Raw genomic sequence first — 18,192 nt, forward strand, 5'->3', positions numbered from 1 at the left:
CCTACGCCTAATTGCGTATTTCGACATTGACGCCTGGATGGGAGAACGCCTGCTGAGTCACGGCCAAAACGCTGTCTTGCGCCCCTTATTAAGCGCCAGCGCGGGCTGGCCGAAATCAAGCGGTTGCTGGCATTCTTGTTTGCGCACGAAAGGGAGCAAAGGGTGCCCGTAATGAATTGTTCTTGCACTACCTATTACTTGGAAATGACTTCGGCTTCAGACCTGAAGGCTAAGCCCCAGCGGCATGACCTACAGATTATCGAGTGCGAAGTGCCACAGGCGCTCTTCAACAAATTCCTCTACCAGCTTGTAGGCGCGTCCTGGGAATGGGGCGATCTTGATACCTGGCGTGACTCCGATTGGCAGGCACTTGTTGAGCAGGACTGCCATCGAACGTGGGTTGCCTATCACCGAGGTGCAATCGCCGGCTACTACGAGCTTTATCGCCCCGATGGTCGTAACAGTGAGATTCGATATTTTGGGCTGGCGCCGCAGTTCATAGGGTGCGGGTTCGGCGGGGCGCTGTTGAGCCACGCCGCCCTATCAGCATGGGAGTGGCCTGGCACAGAGCGGGTATGGGTGCACACATGCACACTTGACCATCCTGCAGCCCTTCAAAACTATCAAGCACGGGGATTCCGCATTTACAAGCAGGTGGAGGAAGCAGGCTAATGAGCGCCTGCGAGGCGGGAAGCCCGGCTCCCCGCTTCAAAACCCCAGGTCCCCCTGACGGTCCCGAACATTGGCAGGCTCTATCAACTCCGCCCCCTCGTTGCGAACATTGCCCACTGCTTCTCCAACCGGAAACCAACGGAAATCCTGTGCGGGGCGGCAGCCCTTTTCGATGATCGTCGCCGCACGTTCCGCCGATGTGGCGGGGTCCAGCCATTCCCTTGCCCGTTGCGGCGTCAGCACCAGCGGCTTTCGATCGTGGATGTCGATAAGCCCCTGGTCTGCGGCTGCGGTGATGATCACGAAGCCATCGCGCTCATCCGGCGCCACGCCGTGGTGCACGTCTGCCAACGCCGCAAAGAAAAGCGGGCCGCCGTCGGCACTGGTGATGTAGCAGGGCTGCTTGCGCTTTGGGTCCGCTGGATCCGCAAGCCACTCAAACCAACCATTGGCAGGCGCCAGGGCTCTGCCGTTTGGCCAAAGCGCCTTGAAGAACTTACCTGTCACTACCGTCTCGGCTCGAGCATTGATCGGATCCGGGCGCTTGCCCTTGGCCCAGGCAGGCGACCAGCCCCACTTGACCCGATCCACGTACAAACCATCACCACGCTGGCGTACGAGTTCCACGCGCGTGGACGGCGCAACGTTGTAGCGGTTGATCGGCTCGTGGTCGTAGCCATTGATCACCACCAGGTCCAGCGCGAGCTGGCGCAGGTAGTGATCCATCGACTCGTAGATCGAGTAGCGCCCGCACATAATCCACCTCTCGTCCGTCAGAATTTTCGCCGTGTATGATTGACCGCATGCCCAATGCCGGATTTACTGTATATGCATACAGTTTGCATTGGACCTTCCGTCATGACCATCACCTATCTCGGTCCGCCGACTGGCGGCACCGAAACCTTCCCGCAGTACTCGTTCCACGTTCCGGCCGGTTTCCCTTCGCCTGCCGCAGACCACCTGGAAGGCCATATTTCCCTGGATGAGCTGTTCGACATCCGCGCACCCCATGTGTATCTGGTGAAAGTTGAAGGCGACAGCATGCAAGGCGCCGGCATCTACTCAGGTGATCTGGTCATCGTAGACCGTGGCCGTGAGGCGGAGCACGGCGACATCGTCATTGCCGCGGTCAACTGCGAGCCGGTGTGCAAGCGCCTGCACCGCCGCGACGGGGTGGTGATCCTCAAGTCTGAAAACCCCGCTTACCCGGCGCGGTACATCATGGAAGGGGATGACTTTGTAGTATGGGGCGTTGTGCGTTACAGCGTTCGTGACCATGCCCAGTGACCCGGTTTTCGCGCTCATCGACTGCAACGCGTTTTACGCGAGCTGCGAGCGTGTGTTCAGGCCCGACCTGGCCAAGACCCCGATCGTGGTGCTGAGCAACAATGACGGCTGCGTGATCGCCAGGTCATACGACGCAAAACCCTTCGTGAAGATGGGCGAACCGTATTTCCAGGCCAAGGACAAATTACGCCGCTACGGCATCAAGGCCTTCAGCAGCAATTACGCGCTGTATGGCGACATGAGCGAGCGCGTCATGTCGCTGATCGAGTCGATGGTGCCTGCCGCCGAGGTTTACAGTATCGACGAGTGCTTCGCTGACCTGTCCGGAATTCAGGGAGATCTGACCCAGTTTGGGCGAAATGTGCGTTCAAGAGTCTTTCAGTGCACGGGCATCCCAGTTGGCGTTGGCATCGCCGGTACGAAGACGCTCGCCAAGCTGGCCAACCACACCGCTAAACGCTTGCAGGCCCAAACCGGCGGGGTTGTGGACATTACCGATGCGTTCAAGCGCGATTGGGTGCTCCGCAATACCGAGGTGAAGGAGGTGTGGGGTGTTGGCCGGCGCATGGCCGCCCACTTCGAGGCGATGGGCATCCATACGGCGATGGACCTGGCCAGGGCTGATGCCTGGACGCTGCGACGCAAGTTCAGCGTGGTCGTGGAGAAAACGGCCCGGGAGCTGGCCGGTACGCCCTGTCTTGAGCTGGACGAGGTAGAGCCGCCGAAGCAGGAAATATGCTGCAGCCGCATGTTTGGCAGGCGGCTTGCTGAATTGGCGCCGATCAAGCAGGCAGTAGCCACCTACGTTGGCCGCGCGGCGGAAAAGTTGCGTGCCCAGGGTTCGCTGTGCAAGCGCATGCGCGTTAGCATCCGCACCGGCATGTTCAACCCGCAGGAGCCGCACCACGCCCAGGGAGCCTTGGTGGAGCTGCCCTATCCGACCTGCGACACACTGCTCATGACCGGGCTGGCTACGGCAGCGGTCGAACAAATCTTCCGCCCCGGGTTTCGCTACAGCAAGGCCGAGGTGCTGTTGATGGACCTTCGACAACCGGGCGAATTTTCAGAAGATCTTTTTGCCCTGAGGCAGTCGGTGGCGTGCGATAGGCTGATGGCGGTCATGGACGACATCAACGGGCGCTGGGGGAGGGGTACTATGCGCACCGCCAGCGTGCCCGCGGTGCCAGACTGGGGTATGAGGAGGGACATGATGAGCCAATCTTACACGACGCGAATTGACCAGTTGTGGAAGGTAAGATGCTGAGTCGCGTCTCGGCTTGAGTTCTCCGCAGGCTAAAAGCCTGCGGAGGGTACGTCGGTTAGCTCAAGGCCCTATTTAACGTTGTATAAAATGGTGAAAGAGGCGTCGCTTGTAGGTTCTATGGAAATGGGCATGCCGAACAGCTCGCCATCGCATTGCCTTTCATTGATCTTACAGCGATGCAGATCACCTTGCCTGAACAACTTCCACAAGCCTTCATCGTGTATCAGGATGCGCTCGACCAAGTTCCTCGTCGCCTCGCTGACCCGCGCAACGTGGTAGTCCAGATCACAACCGAAATGCGGCGGGGCTTCTTGTGCATAGCCGATAACCACGCCATGCCTCTCAAGGTCATCTCTGATACGCTCGATAACGGCCTCTGCTTCACTTTTTATCATGATGGGTGCCTCACGTTGCGTGTATTCATCAAAAACTTTAGCTCACCCGGCGTTCATCCCCTGGTCACTCTGTCGGATTTTTTGTGCACAGCAGTGAGTCGCGTTGCGCTAGCCCTCCGGCAGGCTCGTTCCACAGATGAACTCCTTCGACCCCAGCCGGTGCGACCCGTACTCGACCACATAGCCCGCGCCGCGCCGCCGCGCCTCTGCCTGCGCTGTTTGCTGGTCGGCATAGACATCGACAAAGTGCCACGGATGGCGGTCTCTCAGTACGCCCCATCCAAGCACCCAGCCTGGATTTTCGGGGTCTTGGGGAAGGATCCTGGCCAGGCTGCGAATGGTCATTTCTTTCTCCTGCAAGTACACGCCGTGTAAGCCATTCAAAACCCTTATGCCGAACAGTGCGAGTTTTTTCGTTGAACCCGGCATGCCGGTGATCGGTCAGCATCACTGAAGGGAGTGGTTTGTATCACGCATTTCCTTGCGTACTTTTGAAATGTTTCTCAGCTATGGTTGAACGTAAGCGATGTTCACCAACGACGGAGTCAGGGAATGGATTATTCCAGCATGGTTGAATCGTTGGACAAGATGCTCAAAGAGGCGGCTGCCGATTGCCCGCATGAGGGTGAGCCAGCCAGCCAAGTGTTTACCGGTGCTGGCAATCATCAATGTATCCGTAGCCATTCGTGCGCAACGTCGCCGCTTGTGGACGGTGTGCCCCCTTTGCTACAGGGCATGAACGCGCGGTTGAACTTGAGCGTTGCCCCAATGGGCAGAAACTGACCGGTGGAAGCGAAGCCCGCAACGGATTGTCTGCGGGCTGTGCAGTGGTAGTGTTCGACGCTTAATCAGCAGGTCAACCTTCGAACTGGATCACCATGCGGCCTTTGATCTTGCCTTCCAGCATCTCGTCGAAGATCTGGTTGATGTCTTCGATCGGCCGCAGTGTCACCTTGGGCACGACTTTGCCCTCAGCGGCAAACTGGAAGGCCTCCTGCAGGTCCTGGCGGGTGCCTACCAACGAGCCGACTACTTCGATGCCGTCCAATACCAGGCGGGGGATGTTCAGGTTCATCGCTTCGGAGGGCAGGCCGACCGCAACCAGGCGTCCACCGGCACGTAGTGCGTCGACCGCCGAATCGAATGCGGCCTTGGCTACCGCCGTAACGACGGCTGCATGGGCACCACCGGTCTTGGCCTGAATGACCTTCGCCGCATCTTCGGTACGAGAGTTGACCACCATGTCGGCGCCCATCTCGCTGGCGAAGCGCAGTTGCTCGTCGTTGACGTCGATGGCAATCACTTTGGCGTTGAACACATTCTTCGCATATTGCAGGGCCAGATTGCCCAAGCCACCGAGGCCATAGATGGCGATCCACTGGCCGGGGCGAATGTTGGAGCTCTTCACGGCCTTGTAGGTCGTGACGCCGGCGCAGGTGACGCTGCTGGCCGCTGCAGAGTCGAGGCCGTCAGGCACCTTGACCGAGTAATCAGCCTTGACGATGCAGGCCTCGGCCATGCCGCCGTCGACGGTGTAGCCGGAATTCTTCACTTCGCGGCACAGGGTTTCGTTGCCGCTGGTGCAGTATTCGCAGTGCCCACAGCCCTGGTAAAACCAGGCAACGCTGGCGCGGTCGCCGGGCTTGAGCGAAGTAACACCGGGGCCTACTTCCTGAACCACACCAATGCCTTCGTGGCCCAGCACGACACCGGTCTTGTCACCGAAGTCGCCATTTTTGACATGCAGATCGGTATGGCATACCCCGCAGCATTGCATCTTCAGCAGCGCTTCGCCGTGTTCCAGTGGGCGCAAGGTTTTCTCGATCACGTCCACGCGACGGCCTGGCGCAACAACAGCAGCTTTCATAGGAGCCTCCGTGTCTATCCGAATGAGCTTGAGTGATGGCCGGATCAGCATAGACCTTGCGCGGGAGGGGAAAACTGCTCCAGGTCATGAGAGGGCAGCCACAGGCTGTCGAACAAAGAAAAGCCCGCGGCAAATGTGCGGCGGGCTGCAAGAACGTACGGAGCGGGGTCAGTGTGCGCAAGCAGATGTCGGTATTTCGTGAAGCGCAGGTGATCAGCCTGTCATTTGAGGCGGGGTCATTGGCGGGACGAAAAAAAGCCCGCCGTAACGGCGGGCAAATAACGTTTGAAGGGAGAGCCTGCAGAGTGGGCCGGTGGCATTAACGGTACATTAATAGCTCCCATTGACCCGGCACCTCGATCGGCCTATACAGGCCTGCCAACACTTCAGGAGCCAGCATGCGCGACCAAGACGACCTTCCCGAGCCGGAGCACGATCATCTGCTCGACCACGAATTCCTCTATGGCGACGACGTGGAGCACGAGGCGGACGCCCACGGCGCCGAGGACGAGCTGGAGGAAGACGAAACGCTGAATGACTTCGATGACCTTGATGAAGAGCGGCTCGAGCACCCAGCGTGGTTCGATGACTGCGACGACTGACTCAGCGCCCGTCTACGGAGAAGCGCCCAGGGCCGCTCACGGCCAATAGCAGCAGGCCACCCATAATGGCCATGTTCTTCAGGAACTGGGTCATGTTGGCACTGCGTTCAGGGTCGACCATGTGCCAGAAAGGGTGCCCGATCAGCGCGGTGCCCAGCACGAACAACGCGAACAGCGCTGCCAGCGGCCGGGTATAGAAGCCAACGATCAGCAGGATGGCGACCACGAACTCCATCAATACCGCAATTGCGGCCGCCAGCATGGGGGCGGGGGCACCCAGGGAGGTCATGTAGGCGACGGTGCCATCGAAACCGGTCAGCTTGGCCCAGCCTGACAAGACGAACAGGATCATCAGCAGCACGCGGGCAAGCAGGGTGATGATGTCGCGTTGACCATCGAACAGGGAGTAGCGCATAGCGGCGTTCCAGTGGACGAATGTATGCTCCACTTTAGCAGCTGCACAAAACATTGCTGCCAGACGGTAAAAAGGCGCCATGCAGGCGCCTTTTCAGGGGAATTTGGTGCGAGTGGCGGGACTCGAACCCGCAAGGCTCACGCCGACAGATTTTAAGTCTGCTGTGTATACCAATTCCACCACACTCGCACGCTTGAAGGGGTCGTGAACGACCGGCTCGCTTCTAAGTAGAAGGGCTTCGCAATCAAGCGCGCTTTATAACCCATTGTTATAGTTGAGTCAACCGCAGCACCTATGATCTACAGATGACAGGGCAGTGGTGATGGGCAATTGACACGTTGCAGTCATTAGGCCACTGTTACCGATTGATTGGATCCAAGGGTGTCAAGGGCTAGCTCAAGGCTGGCACACCGGGTTACGTTCATTTTGTCCTTCCTGCTGTGCCAGTGGAGTATGCATGGTTTCAGCTGATAGCATCGACCACCCCGTCATGCCCCCCCATCGTTATGAGCAGCTGGTTCAGTCGGTGGTGGACTACGCCATCTACATGCTTGACCCTTCTGGGCATGTGGTGTCGTGGAATGCAGGTGCGCAACGGATCAAGGGCTACCGCGCCGATGAAGTGGTCGGCCGGCATTTTTCGCTGTTTTTCACCCCGCAGGACTGCGCGGATGGCCGTCCTGACTGCCTGCTGCGCCAAGCGCTCGAGCAAGGCGTGGCGCAGGATGAAGGCTGGCGGGTACGCAAGGATGGCACGCAGTTCTGGGCGTTGGCCGCGCTGGATGTGATTCGCGACGAAGACGGCCAGATCGTTGGCCTTGCCAAGGTCACCCGTGACATTACCGACCGTCGTGAGTCGGCCATGCAACTGGATGCCATGCGGGCCCAGCTGTTCCAGGCGCAGAAGCTTGAGGCGCTTGGCCAGTTGACCGGTGGCCTGGCGCACGACTTCAACAACATGCTGACCATCATTCTCAGCTCGGCACGCCTGGCGCAGACTACCCAGGACCCGGTGCGGGCGCAGCGCATGGTGCAGCACATCATCGATGCCGGGCAGCGCGGCACCGAGCTGACTCAGCAACTGCTCAGCTTCGCTCGCCATCGCAAGCTCGATGTGGCCTGCGTTGCCCCGGCAGCCCTGGTTGCCGCCACCCGTGGCCTGCTGGAGCATGCGTTACCCAGTGCGATCACGCTGGCGGTGGTGCTGCAACCGGATCTGCCGCTGATCGAAGTCGATGCCGGGCAGCTGCAAATGGTCTTGCTCAACCTGTTGTTCAATGCCCGCGACGCCATCACTGGCAATGGCCGTATCGACCTCAAGGTCGAGGTGGTAGAGCTGGCCGGCGAGGTGGAAGGGCTGCACGGCCGCTTTGTGTGCTTTGTGGTCGAGGACAGTGGCGAAGGTATCGCGCCCGAAGTGCTGCCACGCATCTTCGAGCCATTTTTCACCACCAAGCCCTTTGGCAAGGGTACCGGCCTGGGCCTTAGCCAGGTGTACGGCTTCGCCAGGCAGAGCGGTGGCGCTATTTGTGTCGATAGCGAGCCGGGTCGTGGAACTTGCATGCAACTTTATTTGCCAATGTATCAGAATCAGGCACGCAGCCCACTCGACAGGTAGACAACATGGCACAGGCACTCAGGCGGCTGATAACGGGCATCGACGGGCTCGATGCGTTGCTCAGGGGTGGCCTGGTGGCTGGCGCCTCCTACATCGTTCAAGGCCCACCGGGTGCCGGCAAGACCATTCTTGCCAACCAGCTGGCCCATAACCACGTCCGTGACGGGGGTCGGGTGCTGGTGGCCACTTTGCTCAGCGAGTCGCATGAGCGCTTGTTCCAGTACCTGTCGACGCTCGCGTTCTTCGACCCGGGGTTGATTGGTGACCAGATTCAGTTCGTCAGCGCGTTCGACACACTGGAACAGGAAGGGCTTGAGGCTGTGGTGCGCTTGCTGCGCCAGGAAATCGGCCGGCAGAAGGCCAGCCTGCTGATCGTCGACGGTGTGCTCAATGCCCGCGCCCGTGCACACACCACGCTCGACACCAAGAAGTTCGTCTCCGAACTGCAAGGCCATGCCGCGTTCGCAGGTTGTACCGTGTTGCTGCTGACCAGCGCCCGGTTGGAGGAGGGGAGCCCTGAGCACACCATGGTCGATGGGGTCATCGAGCTGGGTGAGCAGTTACTGGGCAGCCGTGCCGTGCGCCATGTCCAATTACGCAAAACCCGTGGCAGTGGTGCCTTGTCGGGCCGCCACGAGTGCCTGATCGACGAAGCCGGCATGCACGTGTTTCCGCGCCTGGAAGCGCTGTTCAGTCACCCCAGCCAGGTCGCCAGCGGCAATGTGGGGCGCGTCAGCAGCGGGGTACCCACGTTCGATGAAATGCTCGGTGGCGGCCTGGCGAACGGTTCGGTCAGCTTGTTGATCGGGCCCTCCGGTATTGGCAAGAGCTCGTTGTGCCTGGCGTTTCTTGGGGCCAGTACCGCGCAAGCGCCAGGCTTGCATTTCGGCTTCTATGAAACGCCCGAGCGCCTGCGCAGCAAGGCCGCATCGCTGGGGTACGACTTTGCCGCAATGGAGCAAAGCGGCAGCTTGCAATTGTGTTGGCAGCCGACCACCGAGGGGTTGCTCGACCAAGTGGGCGCGCGGCTGCTGGAGCGGGTTGCCGCACTGGGCAGCAAGCGCGTGGTGATCGACAGCCTGGGGGCATTCAGCCGCCTGGCCACCGACACGGTCCGCCTCAATGCGTTTTTCCGCGCGTTGACCGGTGAGCTGCGCGCGCGCGGTGTCAGCGTGATGCTGACCTGGGAAATGCGCGATATTTTCGGCGCTGAGATCAGTGCACCGGCGCCGGACCTGTCGAGCATCGTCGACAACCTGATGCTGATGCGCTTTGTGGAGCTGGACTCGCAGCTGCGGCGTATGCTGTCGATCATCAAGGTGCGTGACAGCCACCATGACCCCGCCTTGCACGAGCTGCTGATCGGGCCCCAGGGCATAACGCTTCACAAGGCGTTCGCCGGCAACAGCGGGGTGCTTTCGGGTACGCCGGTGCCGCAGGACGGCGGGTGACAGGCGGGGCAATGAATACCATTCTGATCGTCGATGACGAATACCTGATCGCCGATATCCTGGGGTATGCCCTGGAGGATGAAGGTTATCAGGTGATGAAAGCCAGCAACGGCGACAAGGCGCTGGAAATGCTCAGGGTCACAAGCGTGCAGTTGGTGATCACCGACTACATGATGCCGGCGCTCAATGGCGAGGAGCTGGTGCGCAAAATGCGTGAAGAGCCCACTCTGGAGAAGGTGCCGGTCATTCTCATGAGTGGCGCACAGGGCAGCCAGATCTGTCCTACCCTGGTCGAGGCCATTTTCGACAAGCCATTCGACATGGACCAGATGATTGCGAAGGTGCGTGAGCTACTGAAAACGTGAGGCCTGCGGCCGAGCGCATCCATGCGCTTGGTCAGCCTGGATTCACTGCGAATCGTCGTGCTTTTCCGGGGCAGGGCTGCCTGCCTGGATACGCTTGAAGATCTCTTCACGATGGACCTGTACATCTTTCGGTGCATCGATACCGATCCTCACCTGCATCCCTTTTACGCCCAGAATGGTGACTTTGATGTCATCATTGATGACGATACTTTCGCCAACCTTACGGGTGAGTATCAGCATGTAATTCTCCTTGGTGATATAAAAGTCCGCATGGCTAACTGCCGCGGCGGCGGGAGCGGGTCCCTGTTCCTTCTCATTAAAGACGCTTTCGGCGGATAGTAATTCCCCGACAGAAAAATTCTGTTGCGTACCTTCACTTGCAGGTGCCAAAGCAAACCGTCAGCGATTTGTCGGCCAAGGTGCTCGGTGGCAAGAATAGGGCCGTTGGCGGCCAATGGGAAATTTCTTCGCATCATGGCTTGAATAGACAGGCTTAATGACCGTCCTGTTCCTCTAGGGCTTGAAGAAATACCAGCAAAGCCACCTCTTCAGGGTCCAGGCCTTTGCGTATGCGGTGTTTTGGCAGGTCCGCCAGGCGGCCCAGGGCGTAGTGTTCGAGTACGGCGGGGTGGATGTAGCAGCGGCGGCAGACCGCCGGGGTATTGCCCAGGCGCGTGGCCACCTGGCGAACGATGGCGGCCACCTGGCGTTTGGCCTCGGCCTCCGGTTCCCAGGCCAATGGCCTGAGCAGGTCCAGCGCCAAGCTGCTGCCAGCCCAGGTGCGGTAGTCCTTGGCGGTGAAGTCGGCACCTGTGAGTTGCTGCAGGAACTGGTTGACCTCGGCCGAGCCGACGCTATGGCGCTGACCGTCGGCATCCAGGTACTGGAACAGCGCCTGCCCGGGCAGTTCCATGCAGCGCTTGAGCAGGTTGGCCAGGCGCCGGTCATTGAGGGTGACGTTGTGCTCGACACCGCGCTTGCCGCGGAACTGGAAGCGAATGCTGCTGCCTTTGACCTCTACGTGGCGGTTGCGCAGGGTGGTCAGGCCGTAAGACTGGTTGTCGCGCAAGTAACGCTGGTTGCCAATGCGGATCAGCGTGTGGTCCAGCAGGCTCACCACCAGTGCCATGACCTTTTCCCGGTCCAGCCCTGGGCGTGCCAGGTAGGTTTCCAGTTGTGCGCGCAGTTTCGGCAAAACCTGGGCGAAGGCCAGCATGCGCCCGTACTTGTGCTGGTCGCGCAGTTCGCGCCATTGCACATGGTAGCGGTATTGCTTGCGGCCACGCGCATCACGGCCGGTGGCCTGCAGGTGGCCCTGGGGGTCGGCACAGATCCACACGTCTGTGTAGGCCGGGGGGATCACCAGGGCGGCAATGCGCGCCAGGGTGTCCTTGTCGCGGACCCGTTCGCCATCGGCGTCCAGGTAGATGAAACGGTCGCGCCAACGGCGCCGGGTCAGGCCTGGCTGGCTGTCTTCGACATAGTGCAAACTGCGCGGCAGAGGGCAGTCGAGCATGGTGTTTGGCCTCGGTCAGATCACTGATCAATGGACAACACGCGTGTCAGGTATGCTCAGCCCAGTAGCGCCACCGATTTGATCTGGGCGTACACGACCTGCCCTGCGTGCAGGGCGAGCTGCTCTGCCGAAAACCGGGTAATGCGCGCGAGCAGCGGGTTGCCGCCAGCGTCCAGGCTGACCAGCACATGCGCCGGGTTGGCCGCGGGGCGGGTTTCGCGAACCTTTACCGGCAAACGGTTGAGGATGCTCGAGGTGCTGTCAGCTGTCAGTGCCAGGCTTACGTCACGCGCCTGCACCTTGACCCGCAAGGTGTTGCCCATGGCCTGGGCAGCATGGGCGATGCGTAGCAAGGGCCCATGTTCGCCGGGCAGGCGCAGGTCGAGCAGGTCGTAGTGCGGGTCGTGCCCCACCACCCGGCCTTCGAACACCACGCCGGCGTCGTCGTCTTGGGCCAGCGACAGATCGAGACGGGCGAGGGTTTCGCCAATGGGGCCGCTGGCCACTGCGCGGCCGTGTTCCAGCAGCACCAGGTGGTCAGCCAGGCGTGCCACCTCGTCTTGTGCGTGGCTGACATACACCAACGGGATATCCAGCTCACCGTGCAGGCGTTCCAGGTAGGGCAGTATCTCGCGCTTGCGTGGGCCGTCGAGGGCGGCCAGCGGCTCATCCATCAATAGCAGCTGCGGGCTGCTGAGCAGGGCGCGAGCGATGCCAACCCGCTGCGCCTCACCACCCGACAGGGTCGCGGGGCGGCGATCCAGCAAATGGCCGATACCCAACAGCTCGCTGGCCTGGCTCAGGCTGACTTTGCGTTCGGCGGCCGCCAGGCGGCGCCAGCCGAATTCCAGGTTGGCGCGCACCGACAGGTGCGGGAACAGGCTGGCCTCCTGGAATACGTAGCCCACCGGGCGCAAGTGGGGGGGGCGGAAATAACCACGGCTGCTGTCCTGCCAAACCTCGCCGTTGACCTCTATATAGGCGTTGGCAGCCTGCTCCAGCCCCGCCAGGCAGCGCAGGCAAGTGGTCTTGCCAGAGCCGGACTGGCCGAACAGGGCGCTGATGCCGCGGCCGGGCAGGTGCAGGTCTACGTCCAAGGTAAAGTCGTCACGTGCCAGGTTCAGGCGCGCCACTATCGATGCAGTCATCTCAGCTCCAGCCTGCTTTGCCGCGGCGTCCGGCGTACAGCAACAGCAGCACCAGGAACGAGAACACCAGCATGGCGCCGGCCAGCCAGTGCGCTTGTGAGTATTCCATGGCCTCGACGTGATCGAATATTTGTACCGAAACCACGCGCGTCTTGTCGGGGATGTTGCCACCGATCATCAGCACCACACCGAATTCACCCACGGTGTGGGCGAAACCGAGAATGCTGGCGGTGATGAAACCGGGGCGCGCCAGCGGCAGCACGACATGGAGGAAACAGTCCCACGGGCTGGCGCGCAGGGTGGCCGCGACTTCCAGCGGGCGCTGGCCGATGGCGGCAAAGGCGTTCTGCAACGGCTGGACCACGAAGGGCATGGAGTAGACGGTCGAGCCAATGACCAGGCCAGTGAAGCTGAACACCACGGTGCCCAGGCCCATGGCCTGGGTGGCCTGGCCGAGCCAGCCGTGGGGGCCCAGGGCGATCAGCAGGTAGAAGCCGATGACGGTCGGTGGCAGCACCAGCGGCAGCGCCACCACCGCGCCCACCGGCCCGCGTAGCCAGGAGCGCGTGCGCGCCAGCCACCAGGCGACCGGCGTGCCGATGATCAGCAGGATCACTGTGGTCAGGCTGGCCAGTTTGACGGTCAGCCAGATGGCACCCAGGTCACTGGCATCCAGCGGCATCAGATTTCATAACCGTAGGACTTGATCAGGGCGGCGGCCTTTGGCCCCTTCAGGTACTCGATCAGGGCCTTGGCGGCGGCATTGTCCTTGCCTTTGTCGAGTAGCACGGCATCCTGGCGGATCGGGTCATGCAGGTTGGCCGGTACGATCCAGGCCGAGCCTTGGGTCACTTTCCCGTCCTTGAAAATTTGTGATAGTGCGACAAAACCCAGTTCGGCATTGCCGGTGGAGACGAACTGGAAAGCCTGGGTGATGTTCTGGCCTTCGACGATTTTGCCTTTGGTGGCCTCGGTAAGCTGCAGTTTGTCCAGTACCTGGGTGGCGGCCAAGCCGTATGGCGCTGCCTTGGGGTTGGCGATGGCCAGGTGGCTGAATGCGTTGTGTTTCAGCACCTGGCCCTTGGCATCGACGTAGCCGTCTTTCGCCGACCACAGCGCCAGGGTGCCGATGGCGTAGGTGAAGCGTGAACCGGGGACGATCTGCTTTTCTTCCTCAAGCTTTTTCGGGGTTGTGTCATCGGCGGCAAGGAACACTTCGAATGGCGCGCCGTTCTTTATCTGGGCGTAGAACTGCCCCGTGGCGCCGTAAGCCGCGACCAGTTTGTGGCCGGTGTCGTGTTCGAAGTCCTTGGCAATGGCCTGGATCGGCGCCGTGAAGTTCGCCGCAACGGCCACTTGAACCTCGTCGGCCCAGGCGGTGTTGAAGGCAAACAGGCTGGCCATGGCAGTGAAGGCCAGGTGAGACGGGCGGATACGCATGCAGGCAGCTCCTTGGGGTATCGTTATATTCACAACTATATAGCGATAGGCCAGTGGCCGGGAAGGGCTGCTGGGTGCATTCGCAAGGATGGTGTGATTGCGGGCTAACGAAAGGTTACCGCAGGCCGCGCAGGCGCGGGCTACCCGGCAACCCTGGCCAGTGCCTTGGCCGCGATCTCCCGGGTCAGCGCCTCGGCAGGCATACGCCGCCCCAACCGCAACGCCTGCCCTGACCACAAGTTGCTGAAATCGCTGTTGCCCTGCGGCTCGGTAATTGCCCTTAACGGCATCAATGCCCCGCCCGCCAGCGGAAACGCTGGTGCCAGCGGGCTCATCGGCCCCAGCTCGCGCATGATGCGGTTGTTGATGCCGCGGGCCGGGCGGCCGGTAAACAGGTTGGTCAGCGCCGTGTCACTGGCAGGCGCACTGTCCAGCGCCTGGCGATGTGCTGGCGAAACCTTGGCCTCGGGGCAGAACAGGTACGCCGTGCCGATCTGCACGGCAGATGCGCCCAGGGCCAGGGCCGCCAGCAGGCCGCGATGGTCAGCGATGCCGCCGGCGGCAATGACCGGCAGGCGGACCGCGTCGGCCACCTGCGGCACCAGGGCAAAGGTGCCGATCTGGCTGGTAATGGCGTCGCTGAGAAACATGCCGCGATGGCCGCCGGCTTCATAACCCATGGCGATGATGGCGTCACAGCCGTTGTGCTCCAGCCAAACGGCCTCTTCCACGGTAGTGGCGGTGCAGAGCACCTTGGCACCGCTGGCCTGTACCCGTTGCAGCAGGGCAGCCTGGGGCAAGCCGAAATGGAAGCTCACCACCTCCGGCCGCAGTTGTTCGACCAGTTGGCAACTCGCCTCATCGAAAGGCGCACGGTTCGAGACCGGGGTGGGCGCCGCGAAATCCGCGCCCACTTCGCTGTAGTAGGGGGCGAGCGCCTGCTTCCAGCGCGCGTCGCGCTCGGCATCGGGCGCGGGTGGCGGGTGGCAGAAAAAGTTCAGGTTCAGTGGGCGCCCCGGACAGCCGGCGCGGAATGCAGCAATTTCGGCGCGCACCTGTTCACTGGTGAGCATGGCGCAGGGCAATGCGCCCAACCCGCCGGCCAAGCCCACCGCAATGGCCATGGCCGAGCCGGTCGCCCCTGCCATGGGGGCCTGCAGGATGGGCAAATCAATGCCCAGCAGGTCGAGGATGCGGCGGTCGGGCCAATGGCTCATGCGAGGGTCTCCTTGCGCTGGGCGAACGGTGCGGCGGCTCTACAGGGCCTTGCTGACCTGGATGTCACTGATCTTGTCGGCGTCATCGCCATGGATTTTGCGCAAGGCTTCGAGGGCTTGCGCTTGCGAGGCGTCGGGCATCAGCGCGAAGTCCCAGCGACGCTGGCCGTCGAGCTTGTATTTGATCACGTACTTGATGGTCTGGGTCATGGTGGCCTTATCTGAGTTTCGACGACGAGCGACGGATGATCTTGATCTTGTGGGTCAGGGTGGGTTTGCGGGTAACCGAAATGGGGCGGGTGGTGACGGTATCGATGGTGATATTCCAGAACCCGGTGCTGGGCACGGTGATCTTCGCCGGAAACTTTTCGAAGTGGCCGCCGTGGTAGGTATGACGGCCGCCGTTCTTGAAGCTGCGGAAGTTGGCGTCGTTCATCAGGCGGATATTGCAGCGCTGGGAACACTCGATGACGACGATGTCGTCCTCATTGAGGTGCTCGCGCTGGTGTACGAATTTCATGTGATGCTCCGCAAGGTTTGGTTCAGCAAAGGCAAAAGATACCACGATGTGCCGTTATACTGCCGCGCTGTTCGCCGGGCGTAGATAATTCTGCCAAAGCACGGAGCAAAACTGCCTGGCGGTGGTCGAACCGGGTTCGTACAAGTTGAGGTATGACAGATGAAGTGGATGGTGGCCGCGTTGACACTGGCACTGGGTGGCTGTGTCAGTGTTTCCGAGCTGGAGCAATCGCATGCGACCCTGGATGTGATTTCTGGCAAGACCCCCCGCGAGTATGCCGATTGCGTCAAGGCCCAGCTTGCCGACAGCCGTGACCCACTGGTGGAAGAGCAACGCGGCGACGGCCTGCGCCTGACGGTGCCGCAGAAGCTGGCGGCAGGTACCGGCCCGGCCGCCCTGCTGGATATCGATGAGCGTGGCAGCGGCAGCAGCATCAAGCTGCATGAGCGGCTGAGCAACTTCCCGCTGCGCCTGGGCGATGTGCGCACGGCAGCTACCCGCTGCATCTCGGGAAGTTGATCTGAGGCAAATAAAGGGCGGTTAATGGGCTAATGGCCATCAGATCGGCCGGCTTGACGTTGTTGCGATTTCCCCGACGGGGCTAGTATCCATTTGCTTATGTTTTTTAGGCCTAAGCTTATAACAAAAGAAATGGAGATTCGTGATGACACCGTTGAGTCGCGTCGTGATCGGCAGCCTGCTGATCCTGGCCTGGCCCGGGGCGCATGCCGCCGATGGCCAGAAAATTTTCACCCAGGGCGGGGCCAACCCTGCCGCCCTGGCCTGCCTAGGTTGCCATGGCCCGGACGCCAAGGGCGTCGCTGCCGCGGGCTTTCCGCGGCTGGCCGGCCTGCCGGCTGCTTACCTCAGCAAGCAATTGCATGATTGGCGCAGCGGCAGCCGCAAGCAGGCGGTGATGGAGCCGTTGGCCAAGGCCCTGAGCGAAGAGGAAATCACCGCTGTCAGCAGCTACCTGGCCAGCCTGTCGGCAGTCGATGTCGTCGAGGGGCGCCGCCAGCAGATTGCCGGCGACCCTACCACCCGCCTGGCCCTGTACGGCGACTGGAACCGGCATATCCCTGGTTGCGTGCAATGCCACGGTCCGGGTGGCGGTGGCGTTGGCGAGCACTTCCCGCCTTTGGCCGGGCAGCCTGCCAGTTACCTGGTGGCGCAGCTCAATGCCTGGCGCGACGGCAGCCGCAGCAATGACCCGAACCAGCTGATGGTCGGCGTGGCCAAGGCCATGACCGATGACGAGATCAAGGCTGTTGCCGAGTTCTTCGCCCGCCCCGCCAGCCAGGAGGTCAAACCATGAAGCCGCTGATCCCCGCTCTGTTGCTGCTCGCTCTGGGCAGTGCCCAAGCCGCGCCTATTGCCATGGAAGACCAGTCGCAGCTGAAGGTCCCAGGCAAGCAGACCGCGCCGCAATTCACGCCCCCGGCGGAAGGCGAACTGCCAAACAATGCCTTCGGCAAGATGGTGCGTGAAGGCCATGCCTTGTTCGTCGATACCCGCCGGCTGATGCCCGAGGCGGTGGGCAATGGCATGAACTGCAGCAACTGCCACCTCGACCAGGGGCGTATGGCCCATTCGGCGCCACTGTGGGGCGCGTACCCCATGTACCCCGCCTATCGCAAGAAAAACGACAAGGTCAACACCTTCGCCGAGCGCATCCAGGGCTGCTTCCAGTTCAGCATGAATGGCAAGCCGCCGGCCGCGGACAGCCCGCAGATGACGGCGCTGTCGGTGTACGCGTACTGGCTGTCGACCAAGGCGCCGACCGGCGTCGAAATTGCCGGGCGCGGTTACCCGGAAGTCGCGCAGCCTGCAGGCGGGTACGACTTCACGCGTGGCCAGCAGGTATACCGCGAGCAATGCGCGATTTGCCATGGTGACAACGGTGAAGGGCAGCAAGTGGCGGGCGAATATGTGATGCCGCCGCTGTGGGGCAAGGACAGCTACAACTGGGGCGCCGGTATGCACCGTATCAACACGGCGGCATCGTTCATCAAGTACAACATGCCACTGGGTCAGCCGGGCAGCCTCAGCGACCAGCAGGCCTGGGATGTTGCGGCATGGATCAACCGGCATGAACGGCCGCAGGATCCCCGCCTGGTAGAAGGCTCTGTCGAGAAAACGCGGGTGAAATTCCATGCCAATGACGGCGTGAACCTGTATGGGCAGAAGGTGGATGGCGTGCTGGTCGGGCAGGGGACCGGTAGCTGACGGGGGGCCTGTAGCGAAGGCTGCGCGGGTAAGCCTGGCCGGCAACGGTGGTTGTGGCAGCAGGTTTGCTCGCCAGGAGGCCGCCATAGGCAGGCGTGATTTGTGGTATTTCAATTGCATGTCTGATGGCGATATTTGCGATCCCTCGGAACTATCTACACTTGCTTATCTCTATCTACCCATCGGTCG

Annotated in this window: 24 protein-coding genes and 1 tRNA gene; 11 read left to right on the top strand and 14 right to left on the bottom strand. The window is 61.4% G+C overall.

The window, feature by feature from the left end; translation table 11 throughout:
- Positions 1 to 171 precede the first annotated feature (171 nt).
- Positions 172 to 672: a GNAT family N-acetyltransferase gene (locus tag ACF8SD_RS06340; RefSeq protein ID WP_392484102.1), complete on the top strand. Its 501-nt coding sequence runs from the start codon at positions 172 to 174 to the stop codon at positions 670 to 672.
- A 36-nt stretch (positions 673 to 708) separates the two neighbouring features.
- Here ACF8SD_RS06340 and ACF8SD_RS06345 read toward each other — a convergent pair whose 3' ends face one another.
- Complete coding sequence (locus ACF8SD_RS06345; protein WP_392484103.1) at positions 709 to 1,428, bottom strand: SOS response-associated peptidase family protein; 720 nt, start codon at positions 1,426 to 1,428, stop codon at positions 709 to 711.
- Between the two features lie 102 nt (positions 1,429 to 1,530).
- Between ACF8SD_RS06345 and ACF8SD_RS06350 the strand changes: the two genes are divergently transcribed.
- Positions 1,531 to 1,959 (top strand): LexA family transcriptional regulator, encoded by a 429-nt coding sequence (locus ACF8SD_RS06350; protein ID WP_173888418.1) that lies wholly within the window; start codon positions 1,531 to 1,533, stop codon positions 1,957 to 1,959.
- Entirely contained in the window at positions 1,949 to 3,223 is a 1,275-nt protein-coding gene (locus ACF8SD_RS06355) for a Y-family DNA polymerase (RefSeq protein ID WP_392484104.1), read from the top strand. Before ACF8SD_RS06350 ends, ACF8SD_RS06355 begins: the two co-directional genes overlap by 11 nt.
- A 68-nt stretch (positions 3,224 to 3,291) precedes the next feature.
- On the opposite strand, the gene ACF8SD_RS06360 is transcribed toward ACF8SD_RS06355, so the two are convergent.
- Together ACF8SD_RS06360 and ACF8SD_RS06365 are read right to left on the bottom strand one after the other, a co-directional pair.
- Positions 3,292 to 3,618 (bottom strand): hypothetical protein, encoded by a 327-nt coding sequence (locus ACF8SD_RS06360; RefSeq protein ID WP_392484105.1) that lies wholly within the window; start codon positions 3,616 to 3,618, stop codon positions 3,292 to 3,294.
- A gap of 108 nt (positions 3,619 to 3,726) precedes the next feature.
- On the bottom strand, positions 3,727 to 3,963 hold the full coding sequence (locus ACF8SD_RS06365) for a hypothetical protein (protein ID WP_173888424.1): 237 nt from the start codon (positions 3,961 to 3,963) through the stop codon (positions 3,727 to 3,729).
- Positions 3,964 to 4,170: 207 nt separating this feature from the next.
- Between ACF8SD_RS06365 and ACF8SD_RS06370 the strand changes: the two genes are divergently transcribed.
- Positions 4,171 to 4,401, top strand: a complete 231-nt coding sequence (locus ACF8SD_RS06370; protein WP_173888426.1) for a hypothetical protein — start codon at positions 4,171 to 4,173, stop codon at positions 4,399 to 4,401.
- 73 nt (positions 4,402 to 4,474) lie between these two features.
- Here the strand turns inward: ACF8SD_RS06370 and adhP are convergent, their stop codons facing one another.
- Positions 4,475 to 5,485, bottom strand: a complete 1,011-nt coding sequence (gene adhP / locus ACF8SD_RS06375) for an alcohol dehydrogenase AdhP (RefSeq protein ID WP_173888428.1) — start codon at positions 5,483 to 5,485, stop codon at positions 4,475 to 4,477.
- A 398-nt stretch (positions 5,486 to 5,883) separates the two neighbouring features.
- On the opposite strand from adhP, the gene ACF8SD_RS06380 reads away from it, so the two are divergent.
- Positions 5,884 to 6,087, top strand: a complete 204-nt coding sequence (locus ACF8SD_RS06380) for a hypothetical protein (protein WP_173888429.1) — start codon at positions 5,884 to 5,886, stop codon at positions 6,085 to 6,087.
- A 1-nt stretch (position 6,088) separates the two neighbouring features.
- Here ACF8SD_RS06380 and ACF8SD_RS06385 read toward each other — a convergent pair whose 3' ends face one another.
- Together ACF8SD_RS06385 and ACF8SD_RS06390 are read right to left on the bottom strand one after the other, a co-directional pair.
- Positions 6,089 to 6,502 (bottom strand): DoxX family protein, encoded by a 414-nt coding sequence (locus tag ACF8SD_RS06385; protein WP_173888431.1) that lies wholly within the window; start codon positions 6,500 to 6,502, stop codon positions 6,089 to 6,091.
- 104 nt (positions 6,503 to 6,606) lie between these two features.
- Positions 6,607 to 6,691: transfer RNA gene (locus ACF8SD_RS06390), tRNA-Leu, on the bottom strand.
- A gap of 268 nt (positions 6,692 to 6,959) precedes the next feature.
- Here ACF8SD_RS06390 and ACF8SD_RS06395 point away from each other — a divergent pair.
- Genes ACF8SD_RS06395 through ACF8SD_RS06405 form a run of 3 tightly spaced genes read left to right on the top strand, consistent with a single transcriptional unit; the run spans position 6,960 to position 9,936 of the window.
- Positions 6,960 to 8,120: a nitrogen regulation protein NR(II) gene (locus tag ACF8SD_RS06395; RefSeq protein ID WP_173888433.1), complete on the top strand. Its 1,161-nt coding sequence runs from the start codon at positions 6,960 to 6,962 to the stop codon at positions 8,118 to 8,120.
- 5 nt (positions 8,121 to 8,125) lie between these two features.
- Positions 8,126 to 9,571: an ATPase domain-containing protein gene (locus ACF8SD_RS06400; protein ID WP_392484106.1), complete on the top strand. Its 1,446-nt coding sequence runs from the start codon at positions 8,126 to 8,128 to the stop codon at positions 9,569 to 9,571.
- Between the two features lie 11 nt (positions 9,572 to 9,582).
- Entirely contained in the window at positions 9,583 to 9,936 is a 354-nt protein-coding gene (locus ACF8SD_RS06405) for a response regulator (RefSeq protein WP_173888437.1), read from the top strand.
- Positions 9,937 to 9,978: 42 nt separating this feature from the next.
- Here the strand turns inward: ACF8SD_RS06405 and csrA are convergent, their stop codons facing one another.
- The 8 genes from csrA to ACF8SD_RS06445 all read right to left on the bottom strand — a co-directional run bounded on the left by csrA (position 9,979) and on the right by ACF8SD_RS06445 (position 15,777).
- A complete protein-coding gene (gene csrA, locus ACF8SD_RS06410; protein ID WP_009683195.1) occupies positions 9,979 to 10,176 on the bottom strand; it encodes a carbon storage regulator CsrA in 198 nt (65 codons plus the stop codon).
- A 253-nt stretch (positions 10,177 to 10,429) separates the two neighbouring features.
- Complete coding sequence (locus ACF8SD_RS06415; protein WP_054913452.1) at positions 10,430 to 11,452, bottom strand: DNA topoisomerase IB; 1,023 nt, start codon at positions 11,450 to 11,452, stop codon at positions 10,430 to 10,432.
- 56 nt (positions 11,453 to 11,508) lie between these two features.
- Complete coding sequence (gene modC, locus ACF8SD_RS06420) at positions 11,509 to 12,600, bottom strand: molybdenum ABC transporter ATP-binding protein (RefSeq protein ID WP_392484107.1); 1,092 nt, start codon at positions 12,598 to 12,600, stop codon at positions 11,509 to 11,511.
- A gap of 1 nt (position 12,601) precedes the next feature.
- Positions 12,602 to 13,282: a molybdate ABC transporter permease subunit gene (gene modB / locus ACF8SD_RS06425; protein ID WP_173888441.1), complete on the bottom strand. Its 681-nt coding sequence runs from the start codon at positions 13,280 to 13,282 to the stop codon at positions 12,602 to 12,604.
- Complete coding sequence (gene modA / locus ACF8SD_RS06430) at positions 13,282 to 14,004, bottom strand: molybdate ABC transporter substrate-binding protein (protein WP_249414355.1); 723 nt, start codon at positions 14,002 to 14,004, stop codon at positions 13,282 to 13,284. Before modA ends, modB begins: the two co-directional genes overlap by 1 nt.
- A 176-nt stretch (positions 14,005 to 14,180) precedes the next feature.
- Positions 14,181 to 15,257, bottom strand: coding sequence for a nitronate monooxygenase family protein (locus ACF8SD_RS06435; protein WP_173888444.1), 1,077 nt, complete (start codon positions 15,255 to 15,257; stop codon positions 14,181 to 14,183).
- Positions 15,258 to 15,296: 39 nt separating this feature from the next.
- Complete coding sequence (locus ACF8SD_RS06440; protein ID WP_392484108.1) at positions 15,297 to 15,467, bottom strand: hypothetical protein; 171 nt, start codon at positions 15,465 to 15,467, stop codon at positions 15,297 to 15,299.
- Between the two features lie 7 nt (positions 15,468 to 15,474).
- Complete coding sequence (locus tag ACF8SD_RS06445) at positions 15,475 to 15,777, bottom strand: DUF1883 domain-containing protein (RefSeq protein WP_003250918.1); 303 nt, start codon at positions 15,775 to 15,777, stop codon at positions 15,475 to 15,477.
- 159 nt (positions 15,778 to 15,936) lie between these two features.
- Between ACF8SD_RS06445 and ACF8SD_RS06450 the strand changes: the two genes are divergently transcribed.
- The 3 genes from ACF8SD_RS06450 (at position 15,937) to ACF8SD_RS06460 (ending at position 18,003) form a co-directional block, all read left to right on the top strand.
- Positions 15,937 to 16,296, top strand: a complete 360-nt coding sequence (locus ACF8SD_RS06450; RefSeq protein ID WP_173888448.1) for a hypothetical protein — start codon at positions 15,937 to 15,939, stop codon at positions 16,294 to 16,296.
- A 145-nt stretch (positions 16,297 to 16,441) separates the two neighbouring features.
- Positions 16,442 to 17,092 (top strand): c-type cytochrome, encoded by a 651-nt coding sequence (locus tag ACF8SD_RS06455; protein ID WP_392484109.1) that lies wholly within the window; start codon positions 16,442 to 16,444, stop codon positions 17,090 to 17,092.
- Positions 17,089 to 18,003: a c-type cytochrome gene (locus ACF8SD_RS06460; protein WP_173888452.1), complete on the top strand. Its 915-nt coding sequence runs from the start codon at positions 17,089 to 17,091 to the stop codon at positions 18,001 to 18,003. The genes ACF8SD_RS06455 and ACF8SD_RS06460 overlap by 4 nt, the downstream gene beginning before the upstream one ends.
- Positions 18,004 to 18,192: the final 189 nt, after the last annotated feature.

The sequence above is a fragment of the Pseudomonas sp. CJQ_9 genome, from assembly GCF_043106615.1.
Lineage (GTDB): Bacteria > Pseudomonadota > Gammaproteobacteria > Pseudomonadales > Pseudomonadaceae > Aquipseudomonas > Aquipseudomonas juntendi.

Excerpts from the sequence above, each read along its gene's own strand:
- ACF8SD_RS06360 (WP_392484105.1), bottom strand. The coding sequence starts at position 3,618 with ATGATAAAAAGTGAAGCAGAGGCCGTTATCGAGCGTATCAGAGATGAC.
- ACF8SD_RS06415 (WP_054913452.1), bottom strand. The coding sequence starts at position 11,452 with ATGCTCGACTGCCCTCTGCCGCGCAGTTTGCACTATGTCGAAGACAGC.
- ACF8SD_RS06350 (WP_173888418.1), top strand. The coding sequence starts at position 1,531 with ATGACCATCACCTATCTCGGTCCGCCGACTGGCGGCACCGAAACCTTC.
- ACF8SD_RS06395 (WP_173888433.1), top strand. The coding sequence starts at position 6,960 with ATGGTTTCAGCTGATAGCATCGACCACCCCGTCATGCCCCCCCATCGT.
- ACF8SD_RS06385 (WP_173888431.1), bottom strand. The coding sequence starts at position 6,502 with ATGCGCTACTCCCTGTTCGATGGTCAACGCGACATCATCACCCTGCTT.
- ACF8SD_RS06440 (WP_392484108.1), bottom strand. The coding sequence starts at position 15,467 with ATGACCCAGACCATCAAGTACGTGATCAAATACAAGCTCGACGGCCAG.
- ACF8SD_RS06380 (WP_173888429.1), top strand. The coding sequence starts at position 5,884 with ATGCGCGACCAAGACGACCTTCCCGAGCCGGAGCACGATCATCTGCTC.
- ACF8SD_RS06405 (WP_173888437.1), top strand. The coding sequence starts at position 9,583 with ATGAATACCATTCTGATCGTCGATGACGAATACCTGATCGCCGATATC.
- modA (WP_249414355.1), bottom strand. The coding sequence starts at position 14,004 with ATGGCCAGCCTGTTTGCCTTCAACACCGCCTGGGCCGACGAGGTTCAA.
- ACF8SD_RS06355 (WP_392484104.1), top strand. The coding sequence starts at position 1,949 with ATGCCCAGTGACCCGGTTTTCGCGCTCATCGACTGCAACGCGTTTTAC.
- modB (WP_173888441.1), bottom strand. The coding sequence starts at position 13,282 with ATGCCGCTGGATGCCAGTGACCTGGGTGCCATCTGGCTGACCGTCAAA.
- ACF8SD_RS06435 (WP_173888444.1), bottom strand. The coding sequence starts at position 15,257 with ATGAGCCATTGGCCCGACCGCCGCATCCTCGACCTGCTGGGCATTGAT.
- ACF8SD_RS06450 (WP_173888448.1), top strand. The coding sequence starts at position 15,937 with ATGAAGTGGATGGTGGCCGCGTTGACACTGGCACTGGGTGGCTGTGTC.
- modC (WP_392484107.1), bottom strand. The coding sequence starts at position 12,600 with ATGACTGCATCGATAGTGGCGCGCCTGAACCTGGCACGTGACGACTTT.
- adhP (WP_173888428.1), bottom strand. The coding sequence starts at position 5,485 with ATGAAAGCTGCTGTTGTTGCGCCAGGCCGTCGCGTGGACGTGATCGAG.
- ACF8SD_RS06370 (WP_173888426.1), top strand. The coding sequence starts at position 4,171 with ATGGATTATTCCAGCATGGTTGAATCGTTGGACAAGATGCTCAAAGAG.
- csrA (WP_009683195.1), bottom strand. The coding sequence starts at position 10,176 with ATGCTGATACTCACCCGTAAGGTTGGCGAAAGTATCGTCATCAATGAT.
- ACF8SD_RS06340 (WP_392484102.1), top strand. The coding sequence starts at position 172 with ATGAATTGTTCTTGCACTACCTATTACTTGGAAATGACTTCGGCTTCA.
- ACF8SD_RS06460 (WP_173888452.1), top strand. The coding sequence starts at position 17,089 with ATGAAGCCGCTGATCCCCGCTCTGTTGCTGCTCGCTCTGGGCAGTGCC.
- ACF8SD_RS06455 (WP_392484109.1), top strand. The coding sequence starts at position 16,442 with ATGACACCGTTGAGTCGCGTCGTGATCGGCAGCCTGCTGATCCTGGCC.
- ACF8SD_RS06365 (WP_173888424.1), bottom strand. The coding sequence starts at position 3,963 with ATGACCATTCGCAGCCTGGCCAGGATCCTTCCCCAAGACCCCGAAAAT.
- ACF8SD_RS06345 (WP_392484103.1), bottom strand. The coding sequence starts at position 1,428 with ATGTGCGGGCGCTACTCGATCTACGAGTCGATGGATCACTACCTGCGC.
- ACF8SD_RS06400 (WP_392484106.1), top strand. The coding sequence starts at position 8,126 with ATGGCACAGGCACTCAGGCGGCTGATAACGGGCATCGACGGGCTCGAT.
- ACF8SD_RS06445 (WP_003250918.1), bottom strand. The coding sequence starts at position 15,777 with ATGAAATTCGTACACCAGCGCGAGCACCTCAATGAGGACGACATCGTC.